General features: G+C 57.6%; 9 protein-coding genes and 1 pseudogene. 7 read left to right on the plus strand and 3 right to left on the minus strand.

Annotated elements, in window-relative coordinates; genetic code table 11:
- Window positions 1-63 precede the first annotated feature (63 nt).
- Both AYR47_RS17865 and AYR47_RS17870 read right to left on the minus strand, forming a co-directional pair.
- Window positions 64-2013, minus strand: coding sequence for a flavin monoamine oxidase family protein (locus AYR47_RS17865; protein WP_061436121.1), 1950 nt, complete (start codon window positions 2011-2013; stop codon window positions 64-66).
- A gap of 172 nt (window positions 2014-2185) precedes the next feature.
- Window positions 2186-2431 carry a DUF6124 family protein gene (locus tag AYR47_RS17870; protein ID WP_061436123.1) on the minus strand — a complete coding sequence of 82 codons (246 nt, stop codon included), beginning with the start codon at window positions 2429-2431 and terminating at the stop codon, window positions 2186-2188.
- A 389-nt stretch (window positions 2432-2820) separates the two neighbouring features.
- Between AYR47_RS17870 and AYR47_RS17875 the strand changes: the two genes are divergently transcribed.
- The 7 genes and pseudogenes from AYR47_RS17875 to AYR47_RS17905 all read left to right on the plus strand — a co-directional run bounded on the left by AYR47_RS17875 (window position 2821) and on the right by AYR47_RS17905 (window position 12738).
- On the plus strand, window positions 2821-3165 hold the full coding sequence (locus AYR47_RS17875; RefSeq protein ID WP_061436125.1) for an FKBP-type peptidyl-prolyl cis-trans isomerase: 345 nt from the start codon (window positions 2821-2823) through the stop codon (window positions 3163-3165).
- Between the two features lie 11 nt (window positions 3166-3176).
- On the plus strand, window positions 3177-3779 hold the full coding sequence (locus tag AYR47_RS17880) for a GNAT family N-acetyltransferase (RefSeq protein ID WP_061436127.1): 603 nt from the start codon (window positions 3177-3179) through the stop codon (window positions 3777-3779).
- A 421-nt stretch (window positions 3780-4200) separates the two neighbouring features.
- A complete protein-coding gene (gene mgtA / locus AYR47_RS17885) occupies window positions 4201-6906 on the plus strand; it encodes a magnesium-translocating P-type ATPase (RefSeq protein ID WP_061436128.1) in 2706 nt (901 codons plus the stop codon).
- A gap of 16 nt (window positions 6907-6922) precedes the next feature.
- Window positions 6923-7639: an MgtC/SapB family protein gene (locus AYR47_RS17890; RefSeq protein ID WP_033902087.1), complete on the plus strand. Its 717-nt coding sequence runs from the start codon at window positions 6923-6925 to the stop codon at window positions 7637-7639.
- Window positions 7640-7937: 298 nt separating this feature from the next.
- Window positions 7938-8564 carry a response regulator transcription factor gene (locus tag AYR47_RS17895; RefSeq protein ID WP_033902088.1) on the plus strand — a complete coding sequence of 209 codons (627 nt, stop codon included), beginning with the start codon at window positions 7938-7940 and terminating at the stop codon, window positions 8562-8564.
- A gap of 1 nt (window position 8565) precedes the next feature.
- A pseudogene (locus AYR47_RS17900) lies at window positions 8566-12181 on the plus strand (transporter substrate-binding domain-containing protein).
- 134 nt (window positions 12182-12315) lie between these two features.
- Window positions 12316-12738, plus strand: a complete 423-nt coding sequence (locus AYR47_RS17905) for a hypothetical protein (RefSeq protein ID WP_061436130.1) — start codon at window positions 12316-12318, stop codon at window positions 12736-12738.
- Here AYR47_RS17905 and dkgB read toward each other — a convergent pair.
- Window positions 12735-13553: a 2,5-didehydrogluconate reductase DkgB gene (dkgB, locus tag AYR47_RS17910; RefSeq protein WP_061436132.1), complete on the minus strand. Its 819-nt coding sequence runs from the start codon at window positions 13551-13553 to the stop codon at window positions 12735-12737. The genes AYR47_RS17905 and dkgB overlap by 4 nt on opposite strands.
- Window positions 13554-13578: the final 25 nt, after the last annotated feature.

A 13578-nucleotide genomic window follows, 5' to 3' on the forward strand; every position in this document is an offset into this window, starting at 1 on the left:
AAGAGGCGAGCAAGTGTTTAATTAAAAGTCAGGTGATTCCCGTTACATTGTAGTCTCTTTCTTTTATGGTTCGGCTCTAAAGGTTGGGTAGTCGCTCATAGTAAAATCTCCGTTGAAATCGGCTTGCGTTTTATTACAAATGTTTATCACGGTATCGATTGCTCCCCTGAAGCAGGGCTCCGTCCAGCCCGCATCTACAGAGAAGGACTCACCGCAGAGGTACAAGCCTGACTTGTGAGAAAAGTCTCGATTGTATTTCAGTAGCTTCATGGCGTCGTAATAAGTGCCTGCACGATAAAGCTTTGCGCAGCCAAGCGAGTTTTTATCATTCATCCACCGTTGAACCACTGCGTGGTTGCGACCAATATACGGTGATATTTTTTCTTTTATGTTGGTGGATTTCAAAAGAATTCTGTCGAGGTCTTCGATGCATCTGTCAACGAGTTCTTCGTCGGTGAATACTGATAGCTTGGTGGCATCATCTTCCCATGTGTAGCTGAGAAGGATGCAGTCGTAGGTGTTGGACTGGTTGTAACGGTAGGTATATACGTCATGAACCAAACTATCTGTCACGATGACTTGAGGGATTTTTTTATTGTGAGAGAGAAATGATTTTTTGAGGGGGGCGTACACTTTGCAGCTGGTTTCCCAGTGGGCCGTTTTATAGGCTTCTGTGATCTCAAATGGAAGCATTTCCTGGCTGAAGTTTTCAATTGATATTTGCGTTTCGATCAGCCATGAGGGCAGTGTCATTACCACGGAGTCGTAGTCGAGGAATTGTTTTTTTACGTTTTCGTTTTGTGTGACGTTCCAGTCGAAATAGACCCGTATTTTTCCGTTTTTTAGTTTTTTGATCTTTGTAACTGCACTGCTGGTCATGAAGCCTGAATGACTTTTTATGAGGCGCTCGTATAAAGATTCATGTGTTTCTACGGGTTTAATGAAGAGTAGGGATTCAGCCAGAGATCCAAGGCCGATGTAGTTTGGTTTGTTGAATGCAAGGCCTCTCGAGTCCAAGGTCTCGGGATGGTCCATGTAAGGTGACGCCATCAGTGTGCCGTCCATGTTTACACGCCCGTGAATTAACTGAAGATGACTGCTGAACCCAAATATCGCCGTGCGTAAGGGGTAAAGCGAACATACGTCATAGAATGCTCCCCAACTGCCGTCACCGATACCGATGGAGTAGAAAACAGCGGATTCCTGTGCAGTCATGCCCATGCCACCGAAATTTCCAGGGTCACTTGATTGCCAGCTATCGATGCTTGGCATTTTTACCAAGTCGCGGAAGGAAATACCTTCATATTTTTTGACTATTGAATTCCACATATCTTCCCAGCCTTCAGAACCGTAATGTTCAGAAACGGTCAACGTCATGCGTTCGGCGAAGGCTTTCCATTTTGTGAAAACATTGCCCAGTGTTTGACCTGGAGGCGGTGTTTTTCCATCAGTGTTTTTCCAGATAAGCATGGTGGGGTCGATGCTGTCATCTATGCTCCCCTCTCGTAGAAATATACCCGTGGATCGGACCGCAGCGCTGCCTGGATTAGGGAAGTCTGTATGGCGCAACTCGAACTCGTTGGCGTAATAGGCCATGAGTGAGCGTCCATCTTTAGGCGATTCATCTGATTTGTTGAAGAACGGCATTCTCATCGCGCCCATCTCGAAAGGTGGTCTGCCAACCGTGTTGGTGTTGTTATTCCCAAGAGCGGTAAGGTGCCTGCCGCCAATGCGCGTTGATTTTTCAATTAACGTTATGTTTGTGAATCCGCATCGGTAAAGTTCACGTGCAGTTGTTAATCCTGTAATGCCAGCACCTATAATGCATATTTTGTGAAGCGGCTCAGTGGCTTGGGCAATACCGTCGACTTGTTCCACCAAGGTGCGGTAGTCAAAACATAAGTCGGGTGGGTTGGGGAATACAGCTGTCCATTTACTCTTGCTAGAGCGCTTTTTTCGATGATGATGTTGCGCCGCGTCCGCGGGGTAATTGAAGTTGGAGCCGATGGTCATTCTGATATTCCTTATTCAGAGTTAGGGGCTCTGAACAGGATGGATGTGACTGCTGCTAGCCAGAAATAGGCTGGAGTTGGGTTTTGATAAGGGAAAGTCGTATTTGTTCGTAGGGGCAGTGCAAGCATCCAAAAGCGAGGGAGCATGCTCCCTCACCCTAGGTAACACTGTATTAGCTCGGCTGCATACACTCCAGCGACCGATCCACCATCACACTGGCCATGTCCACCAGGTGCATGACCGACAGCACCAACGTGCGTGAAGTCCCTTCCAGTCGATCCCCGGCCATTTGCGCCGCAACGGCGGCACAACGCAACACGCTGCTGGCGTGGGCCAGGGCGTCTTCGAAGCTGAGGTCTGGGGTGGTGGTGAAGAATTGCAGTTCTGAAGCAGGTGGCGCGGGGACAGGTTTGTCCATGGGTTCAACTCCTAATCAACGTTAGAGAGCCGTTACCTTCGCTACTAAACGGGGTGGCGGCCGTACGCAGGTTAGTAGACCGGTGATTAGGACCCGGCGCACCCGAAGGTGCCCTGCGCACGGCCACCATAACGCAGGGCCGAAAAAAAGCGCCTTGCAGAAGGGGGCGCTTGGCGCCTAATCACATCGTGGGCTACTAAACCCGGTCACTGAATGGGCAGTGACCGACGAAGACTAGCCACGTGATTTGAGCGGCGCAAGCGGTTGGGATTCTCTCGGAAACGTCCTGCGAGTTAAAGGGAAATGTCATCGCAGCGACTCTTCCTACACTTGCCAAACCTGCCCAATTCTGGGAAAACCCCACCCTTTGTACCGTCAACGAGCGCCCTATGAGCCCCGAAGAACTCCAAATCACCGACATCCGCCCCGGCACCGGCAAAGCCGTGGTCAAAGGCGCACTGATCACCACCCAATACACCGGCACCCTGGAAGATGGCACGGTGTTCGATTCCTCCTGGGAGCGCGGCAAGCCGTTCCAGTGTGTGATCGGCACCGGGCGTGTGATCAAGGGCTGGGACCTGGGCTTGATGGGCATGCAGGTGGGCGGTGTGCGCACCCTGTTCGTGCCGGCGCATCTGGCCTATGGCGAGCGGTCGATGGGGGCGCATATCAAGCCCAACAGCAATCTGCGTTTTGAGATTGAGTTGCTGGAAGTGCTGACGCGGGACGATTGAGGGCGGTGAACATGGAAGTTGATTCACACGAGTTGCCGGCGTGTTCCGTCGCGGGCATTCAGGTCGTTGAGCTGGGTGATCGCGATGAAGCCGAGTTGCAGCGGTTTTTTGAGCGGGCGCCGGATTACTTCATCGCGGTCAACGGTGAACCGGCCACAGCGACCGAAGCGCATGAGGAATTGCAGGGGCTGTTACCCGCAGGGTGGGCGTGCAGCCGGATGTATTGGCTGGGTTACCGCGATCTGGAAAACCAACTGGTGTCGGTGGTGAACATTGCGGCGGACTTGCTGGCTGTTGGTGTTTGGCACATCGGGCTGTTGCTGGTGGATGCACGCTTGCATGGCACTGGGTTGGCGCAGCGGCTGCACGCGGATCTTGAGGCTTGGGCTGCGGGCAACGGCGCTCAATGGTTGCGTTTGACGGTAGTCATCGGCAATGCCAAGGCCGAACGTTTCTGGCCAAAACTTGGCTATGTGCAGGTACGCACCCGCGAAGGGATCACGATGGGGCGTCAGGTGAACAGCGTTTCGATTCAGGTCAAGGCCCTGACAGGTGGGCAGGTGGGTGATTACCTGGCGTTGGTGCCGCGAGATCAAGTGGATGCACCTTCCTGAACCCACCCTGAAGAATCCTCTTATTCCCCATACGGAAACTTTCCTACGGTTTACTCTCTGATCATCGGGGCGTAAGCTTCGCGCGTTTTCATCAATAGCGGAGACCCTCAGTGGGTACTTGTTCGAGTGACAGTAGTCGGCCGGTTTCGGTAACCGGCACAGGCTTGGCAAGGTAACGCGCATTTTTACGATGCCGTTGTCTCGCCACTAAAAGCGAGAAGCGGCATCCCGGCAGTGGCCAGTCCTGGCGCCTGCCCGAATCCCTCTCATCGACGCTGACCAGCTCCCGGCTCACCTCGGGATGCTACGGACGCGCCTGCCTTTTACGGCAGGCGGGCCAAGCTGGCTGTGCCTGTAAAACAGGCGCGGTGCACACGGCGGTACCTGCACGACGGTTTTTTCCTCGCGCAGGAGTAACACCATGAACCTGACTCTGTTGAAAGAGTTCTTTGCCGGCTTCCTGCGGACCCGGCACATCGCTCGGCATTTCCGTCGCCTGGCGATGCTCGAAACCGTGACCGACGCCAGCGTCAGCCGCGAAGTGCCGCCGACCCTGGCGCAAACCCTGGTGGTCTCGGCCAACAGCAGTGCCGTGCAATTGCTCGGCACCCTGGGCAGCCATTCCGAGGGTTTGACCACTCAGGAAGCCGACGCTCTGCGCGTGCAATACGGGCTCAACGAAGTCGAGCATGAGCAGCCGCTGCCGTGGTGGGTGCACCTGTGGCACTGCTACAAAAACCCGTTCAACCTGTTGCTGACGTTGCTGGCGGTGATCTCTTGGCTGACCGAGGACATGAAGGCCGCCACGGTGATTTTTTCCATGGTGGTGCTGTCGACGCTGTTGCGTTTCTGGCAGGAGGCCAAGTCCAACAAGGCCGCCGATGCGCTGAAAGCCATGGTGAGCAACACCGCCACGGTACTGCGCCGCGATGAAGCCAAGCGCATCGAACTGCCGATCAAACAGTTGGTGCCGGGCGACCTGATCGTGCTGTCCGCTGGGGATATGATCCCCGCCGATTGCCGCGTACTCAGCGCCAAGGACCTGTTCGTCAGCCAGGCGGCGATGACCGGTGAATCGATGCCGGTGGAGAAGTTCGCCCAGCAGCAGGACGCCAAGACCCGCAACCCGCTGGACCTGGAGAACATCCTGTTCATGGGTACCAACGTGGTGTCCGGCGCGGCGACGGCGGTGATCCTGACCACCGGCAACAGCACCTATTTCGGCGCCCTGGCTCAGCGCGTCACCGCGACTGACCGCGCCACTACCTCGTTCCAGCATGGCGTCAACAAGGTCAGTTGGTTGCTGATCCGCTTCATGTTCGTGATGGCGCCGCTGGTGCTGTTCATCAACGGTTTCACCAAGGGCGACTGGACCGAAGCACTGTTGTTCGCGCTGTCGATTGCCGTGGGCCTGACCCCGGAAATGCTGCCGATGATCGTCACCTCCACCCTGGCCAAGGGCGCGGTGTTTCTGTCGCGCAAGAAAGTCATCGTCAAGCGCCTGGACGCGATCCAGAACTTCGGCGCCATGGACGTGCTGTGCACCGACAAGACCGGCACCCTGACCCAGGACAAAATCTTCCTGGCACGTCATGTGGACGTGTGGGGCGCAGAGTCCGATGACGTACTGGAAATGGCCTACCTCAACAGCTACTACCAGACCGGCCTGAAAAACCTGCTGGATGTGGCGGTGCTGGAACATGTGGAAGTGCACCGCGAGCTGAAAGTCGGCACGGCGTTCCAGAAGGTCGATGAAATTCCGTTCGACTTCAACCGCCGCCGCATGTCCGTGGTGGTCGCTGAGCAAGGCCAGCCGCACCTGTTGATCTGCAAGGGCGCTGTGGAAGAGATTCTGTCGGTGTGCAACAACGTGCGCCATGGCGACGTCAACGAAGCGCTGACCGACGACCTGCTGGCGCGTATCCGCCAGGTCACCGCCGCGTTCAACGAAGAAGGCCTGCGCGTGGTCGCCGTGGCCGCGCAGCCGATGGCGCCGGGGCGCGATACCTACAGTCTGGCGGATGAGAACAACCTCACGCTGATCGGTTATGTCGCGTTCCTCGACCCACCCAAGGAAAGTACTGCACCTGCGCTCAAGGCCCTCAAAGCCCATGGCGTGGCAGTGAAAGTGCTGACCGGCGACAACGAACTGGTCACGGCCAAGATCTGCCGCGAAGTGGGCCTGGAGCAACAGGGCCTGCTGATGGGCAACGACATCGAGGCCATGACCGATGCCGAATTGGCGAAGGCCGTGGAAACCACCAATGTGTTCGCCAAGCTCACCCCGAGCCACAAGGAACGCATCGTGCGCTTGCTCAAGGCCAACGGGCATGTGGTCGGCTTCATGGGCGATGGCATCAACGACGCGCCAGCATTGCGTACAGCTGATATCGGCATTTCGGTGGACAGCGCTGTGGATATCGCCAAGGAAGCCGCCGACATCATCCTGCTGGAAAAGAGCCTGATGATCCTGGAGGAGGGCGTGCTGGAAGGCCGGCGCACCTTCGCCAACATGCTCAAGTACATCAAGATGACCGCCAGTTCCAACTTCGGCAACGTGTTCTCGGTGCTGGTGGCCAGTGCGTTCATCCCGTTCCTGCCGATGCTGCCGATGCATTTGCTGGTGCAGAACCTGCTGTATGACATTTCGCAGATTGCGATTCCGTTCGATAACGTCGACGACGAGATGCTGAGCAAACCGCAACGCTGGCAACCGGGAGATGTCGGCCGTTTCATGCTGTTTTTCGGGCCGATCAGTTCGATCTTTGACATCACCACGTTCGCACTCATGTGGTATGTCTTCGATGCCAATACGCCTGACCACCAGACCTTGTTCCAGTCCGGCTGGTTCGTGGTCGGGCTGCTGACCCAGACGCTGATCGTGCACATGATCCGCACCCCGAAAATCCCGTTCCTGCAAAGCCGTGCGGCGATGCCGTTGATGGTGATGACCGGCGTGATCATGGCCGTGGGGATTTTCCTGCCGATGGGGCCACTGGCGCACTACTTCAAGTTGCAGGCGCTGCCGTCGCTGTACTTCGTGTTCCTGCCGGTGATCCTGCTGGCGTACATGGCACTGACCCAGGCGGTGAAGGGCTACTACATCCGTAAGTTTGGCTGGCAATGAACAGGGAAGATTTCCTATGCAAGCAATCAACAACATCAACCTCGAATCCCTGGTCGACACCCTGGTCAGCCTCACTGCGGCCTTTATTCTCGGTGGTTTGATCGGTTTCGAGCGTCAGTACCGTCAGCGCACGGCGGGCTTGCGTACCAACGTGTTGGTGGCGGTGGGCGCGGCGATTTTCGTCGACATGGCCAGCCGGCTCGGCGGCGCGGAAGGCGCGGTGCGGGTGGTGGCCTATGTGGTTTCGGGCATCGGTTTTCTCGGTGCCGGTGTGATCATGCGTGAAGAAGGCAACGTGCGGGGGCTCAACACGGCGGCCACCCTATGGGCGTCGGCGGCGGTGGGCGCCTGCGCGGGTGCCGACCTGGTGCTTGAGGCGCTGTTGGGAACCCTGTTTGTGCTGGCGGCCAACACCTTGCTGCGACCGATCGTCAACAACATCAACCGCCAGCCGTTGGACGTGGTGTCGGCAGAAGTCACCAACATCCTCTATGTGATCGCCCGGCGTACCCAGCAGAAAGCCGTACTGGCCTTGCTGGAAGCGGAGCTGGCACGTTGCAACTATCCGGCCAGCGATGTGGACGTGCGCCCCTTCGGCACGGAAGAAGTGGAGATCGAAGCCACCCTGGCCGTGACGTCCGTGGACGGCGACGAGTTGGACGCACTGGTGGCGCGAATCTCGATGTCGACCCTGGTGGTGCAAGCGTTCTGGAGTCCAAGTACCACCGAGTAGTCCCCGGCTGTAAGGCGCTGTCCCGCGCGAAGCAGACTATGCTGTTACCAGGAAAAGTCCTACAAGCAATCGAGATTATCCCTTCATTTGATAAGCCACACCGTTGTTAAGGTTGCGCCCTTGCGCCTCAGGAGCCAGGGCGCAGCTCAACGTTTTGACCGTGCTTTATCAAAAGGAGGGTTCTGTACTGCCTGAAGTGTCATGCGGAGTAATCAGCACCGTTTGTCGGAACTGTTACTTTTCACAGGTAGTTAGGTCCCGTGTGATATGTAAGCGTACTGATCCCTCGGGGAGTCTTATGAGCAAAGCTTTAATTGTGGATGATCACCCTTTTATCCGTGCCACCGTGAAGTACCTGTTGAAGCAAGAAGGCTTTGATGAAATCTATGAAGCGGGCAACGGCGCCGACGCCATGCAGTGTGCGCGTGAGCAGCGCCCGGACCTCATCATCCTCGACTTGGCCATGCCCAAACTCGGCGGGCTGGAGGTGATCAGCCGGATCAAGGCGCTGGAGCTGCCTTGCAAGATCCTGGTGCTGACCTCCTACCTGGCTGTGTTCTTCTCCACCCGCTGCATGCGCGCCGGGGCCATGGGCTTTGTGGCCAAGACGGGTGAGCTGGACGAGTTGCAAAAGGCGATCCGGGCGATCCGCTCCGGCTACAGCTGCTTCCCCAGCGTGGCCACCAGTTCAGTGCGCCGTGACGATATACAGACTACCGAGCAAGAACTGGTCGACGCGCTGTCAGACCGCGAATTGACGGTGCTGCAAAAGCTGGCATTGGGCCTGGGCAACAAGGAAATCGCCGAGGATATGCTGTTGAGCCACAAAACCATCAGTACCTACAAGACGCGACTCAAGGAAAAGCTGCGTATGTCTTCGGTGGTGCACCTGTCCAAGTTCGCCCAGCGCAATCATCTGATCTGAAATGACCACCTCCCGGCTGTTGAGATTCACGGCCATCCTGCTGATCGGGTTGTTGCCCTCAGCAGCGATGGCCCTGGACGAGCCACACTCCCTAAGACTCCTCGGCCACGCCACCCTTGAAAACCCAGGCCTGGAGCTTGATGAAAGCGACTGGCGCTGGCTACGCCAGCGACGCACGTTGGTGATGGGGGTGTCGGCGCCGGACTACGCGCCTTTCGACCTGAGCAACAACAATGATTTTGAAGGGATCACTGCTGACTACGCGTGGCTGATCAGCCTCATCTTGAGCATCCCTATCGAGGTTCGACGTTACGACACCCGCGATGAAGTGATCGAGGCCCTCAAGCTGGGCAAGGTCGATTTAGTGGGCTCGGCCAATGGTTACGAAGCCGCCGACAAAGACCTGATACTGTCGCGTTCCTACGCCAATGATCAACCTGTGCTGGTAACCCGCACGGGGGATAGTCATTTACTGGGCGCCGACCTGGCTGGCAAACGCGTGGCGATGCTCTACCACTACATGCAGCCCGACGCGGTGCAAGCCTATTACCCCAAGGCGCAGTTGCTGTTGTATGGCTCTACCCCCCAAGCCATCGGCTCCGTGTCGTTTGGCCAGGCGGATGTGTTCCTGGGGGACGTCATCAGTACCCGTTATCTGATCAACAAAAATCATCTCAATAATGTGCGTATGGCCGATTTTTCCGGGCTGGAGGTCAACCCGTTCGGGTTCGCGTTCACCGGGGATAACATCCGTCTGCTGAATATCATCAATGCGGCGCTGGCCGTGATCCCCGCCAGCCAGCAAATGAGCATCCTGCGCCGCTGGAGTGCCGGAGACAGCGGTTTCCTGGAGGCAGACCGACTGCGCTTGAGCGACAGTGAGCAGCGTTGGCTGGAGAAGCATCCACGGGTAACGGTCGCGGTGCTCGATAAGTTTATGCCGTTGTCATTTCTAGATGAGAAAGGGCAGTTCGTGGGGTTGAGCGATGAAGTGCTGTCGCGGATCAGCTTGCGCACAGGCTTGAAGTTCGAGGTAGTGCATGGCAGTTCTTTGCCTCGGCAAATTGACGAGGTCAGCAGCGGGCAAGTGGACATGCTTGCAGTTATCACGCCCAGCGTCGAGCGTGCCGAAAAGGTCCGCTTTACCCGGCCTTACCTGTCCAATCCTTATGTGCTGGTGACGCGGGCCAACGACGAGCGGTTGCTCACCCTGGAAGATATGCCCGGAAAGCGCCTGGCATTCATTGGCGGCAACAGCCTGGCCGCGCAAATTGCCCGAGACTACCCAGGTATCGAGTTCGTTGACGTCGAAAACCCTGAAGAGGCCATGGAGTTGGTCGCCAAAGGCAGTGTGGATGCGACCGTCATTTCATTGATCAGCGCACGCTACATGATTGCGCGCAATTTCCGAGACCGCCTGCGTATTACCAGCACGATCGGCACGGAACCGGCGCGCATTGCCTTCGGTGTCAACCGCAGCCAACTGGAGCTGTATTCGATCCTCGAGAAGGCGTTGTTGAGTATCACACCGGAAGAAATGGACGAACTGACCAACCGTTGGCGCAGCGAGATCATCATCGAAGACAGCTACTGGAGCAGCCATCGCAACGTGATCATCCAAGGGTTTGGTCTGGCAGCGTTGTTGCTGCTGGTGACCCTGGGTTGGGGGCTCTACCTGCGCAACCTGATACACAAGCGTGCTCAGGCAGAACGTGCCTTGAGCGACCAGATGCGATTCATGAGCGTGCTGATCGACGGCACCCCTCATCCGATCTATGTGCGCGATCGCCAAGGTCGGTTAATGGCTTGCAACAACGCATACCTTGATGTGTTTGGCTTCAGGTTGGAGGACGTGATCGGCAAGACTGTGGTGCAAACCGACACGGGCAACCCGCCGCAGGCCCAGTCGTTCCATGCCGATTACTTGAGCCTGATGGCGCGGGGTGAGCCGCAGATCCAGGATCGCGTGCTCAAGGTGCCGGGAGGTGGTGTGCTGACCATTTACCAGTGGATGCTGCCATACCGTGACAGCAACGGCAGCGTTGTGGGCATGATTGCCGGTTGGGTGGATGTCAGCGAACGCCAGCGCCTGCTGGGCCAGCTGCAGGAAGCCAAGGAGGAAGCCGACGCCGCCAACCGGGCCAAGACTACGTTCCTGGCGACCATGAGCCATGAGATCCGCACACCCATGAATGCGGTGATCGGCATGATCGAGTTGGCCCAGAAAAACGCCGAGCAGGGCCGTGTCGATCAGGATGCGCTGGAGGTGGCGTCGATGGCATCCCGGAGCATGCTGGAGTTGATCGGCGATATCCTGGACATTGCACGGATTGAAACCGGTCACCTGTCCTTGAGCCTGGAGCAGGCCAACCTCCATGAGTTGTTGGCCTCTGTGGCACGGGTTTTCGAGGGGCTCGCGCGGGACAAGGGGTTGCAGCTGCTCGTCGAGTTTGATCCGCTGATCGACCGGACGGTGATGATCGACCCTCTGCGTTTCAAGCAAGTAGTGTCCAACCTGCTGGGCAATGCCATCAAATTCACCACCACCGGGCAGGTACGTCTGGGCGCTCAGAGCGCACCGGCATTGGCCGGTGACCACTTGAACCTCCGGTTGTTTGTGGAAGATACGGGGATTGGCATCAGCGCCGAAGATCAGCAGCGCTTGTTCAACCCGTTTATCCAAGGCAGCAACAACGACCAGTCGGCGCGCAGTGGCTCCGGCCTTGGGTTGGTGATCAGCCGCAACCTGTGCGAGATGATGGGCGGCCAATTGCATCTGAGCAGTGTGCAGGGCAAGGGGACGCGAGTGGACGTGACGTTGGCGCTGGCGCTGACCACCGCAACGGCGGTTTCCTTACCTGTTCAACCTGCGCCTGCGACACCTGCATTGAACCTCCTGGTGGTCGATGATTACCCGGCCAATCGCTTGCTGTTGACGCGACAACTGAGCTTCCTGGGGCATCACATCGTCACGGCCGAGGACGGCGCTGAGGGCTTTGCACTGTGGCGGGCCCGGGCAGTTTGATGGCGTCATCACCGACAGCAACATGCCCGTCATGGATGGCTACACATTGGCCCGTGATATCCGTGCCCAGGAGCGTCAGCGTGGCCTGGTGCCGTGTCTGCTTCTGGGGTTTACCGCCAACGCGCAACCGGAGGAGACCGAGCGCTGCCGGCAGGCGGGCATGGACGGTTGTCTCTTCAAACCGACCGGCCTTGATGATCTGCGCGCAGCGTTGGCATCGCGCACCGCGGCACCGGTGGTGGTGGAGGCCGTGCCGGTATGTGACTTGAGTACCCTGGTCGCACTGACAGGCGATGATACTGCCGGGCTCAATGAGTTGCTGGCGCCATTGATCGGTAGCCTCGCAGAGGACCGCTTGCTGCTATCGACGCTGCAAGAACACGCGGACTTTGGCAAGTTGCATGACTTGGCTCATCGCGTTAAAGGTGGGGCGCGCATGGTCAAGGCGCCGGCGCTGATCGCGTGTTGTGAAACGCTGGAGGGTGTGTGTGAAAGCCGGGACCGTCATGCATTGGCGGCGTCGGTTGAAGCCATTGGCCACGCCATTGATAGCTTGCATCACAGCCTGAGCGCCCGCATCAAGCAGGCTTGACTGAAGTGGATGGCCATTCGGTGGATTTGGGAGAGTTCCTACATGGAACAGGAACAAACCTGATTTTGTCTTCGGGTTATGTCTGGAAAATGGGCCCCGCTCACTGACGAGCGCTGCCTGCCCAGGGGTTCGCCATGCCAAACAAAGCACTGACCATCCTGATTGCCGATGAACAACACCTGCAACGCCTGTACATCGAGAAGATGCTCAACCGATTGGGATATTTCCGGATTGTACCGGTGGAAACCTTTGAAGAGGTCCAGTTGCTCACCGCCATCCCCGCCCGGCCTTTTGATGTGCTGATCATCAATGCGGGGCTGACGGCCCACGCTTGCGGGCCTCAACCCCAGGCGCACCACGTGCTGGTCTACGATCACCTGGACCTGAGCGCCCGCGCCGACGCAACGCCGGCAGTGCTGGTGCGGCTACCCGGCGTGCCTGACAACGTCAACCTCGAACACATCATGGACATCATCGACCCACCCGCAGCCACTGCTGGCCTGCGGGTGTTGCCGTGGTTGCGGGAGTTAGCCCAAGCACCAGCAGCCGGGATTTAATCCCATTTTGGTGCGATACCCTTGGGGCTGGTCAGGCGATGGCCGCGTTCCAGTTCGGCAATCTGTGCCATGTCGGCAGCGCTCAAGGTCAGTTGCAGGGCCTGGAGGTTACTTTCCAGGTTGGCGCGCTTGGTCGAGGACGGAATGACCGCGTAACCCGATTGCATGGCCCAGGCCAGTGTCACTTGCGCCGGGGTCGCCTGATGGCGTTCGGCGATTTGCTGGATCACCGGGTCCTTGAGCACTTCGCCGTAGGCCAGGGTCATGTAGGACGTGATCTGGATACCGTTGGCGGTGGCGAAGTCCACGACCTGGCGGTTTTGCAGGTAGGGGTGCAGTTCGACCTGGTTGGTGGCGATGTTTTCGGCCCCAACGGCGGCAATCGCCTGCTTCATCAGGTCGATGGTGAAGTTGGAAATGCCGATCTGGCGGGTCAGGCCCAGGCGCTTGGCTTCCAGCAACTGGCCCATGAATTCGGCGACAGGCACCTTGTCTTCCGGCGAGGGCCAGTGAATCAGGGTCAAGTCCAGGTAGTCGGTCTTCAGTTTGCGCAGGCTTTCTTTCAGGCTTGGAATCAGCTGGCCTTCGGCGAAGTTGGCGATCCAGATCTTGCTGGTGATGAACAGCTCATCACGCGGGATGCCACTGTCGGCAATCGCCTGGCCGACATCGGCTTCGTTCTCGTAGATCTGAGCGGTGTCGATGACGCGGTAGCCCAGCTCCAGACCGGTACTGACCGAATCGATCACCACCTGGCCTTGCAGGCGGAAGGTGCCGAGGCCGAAGGCCGGGACATTTTGCGTTGGGGTAGACATCAGTAACTCCTGAAGGGGGATGAAC

The organism is Pseudomonas azotoformans, from assembly GCF_001579805.1.
Lineage (GTDB): Bacteria > Pseudomonadota > Gammaproteobacteria > Pseudomonadales > Pseudomonadaceae > Aquipseudomonas > Aquipseudomonas azotoformans_A.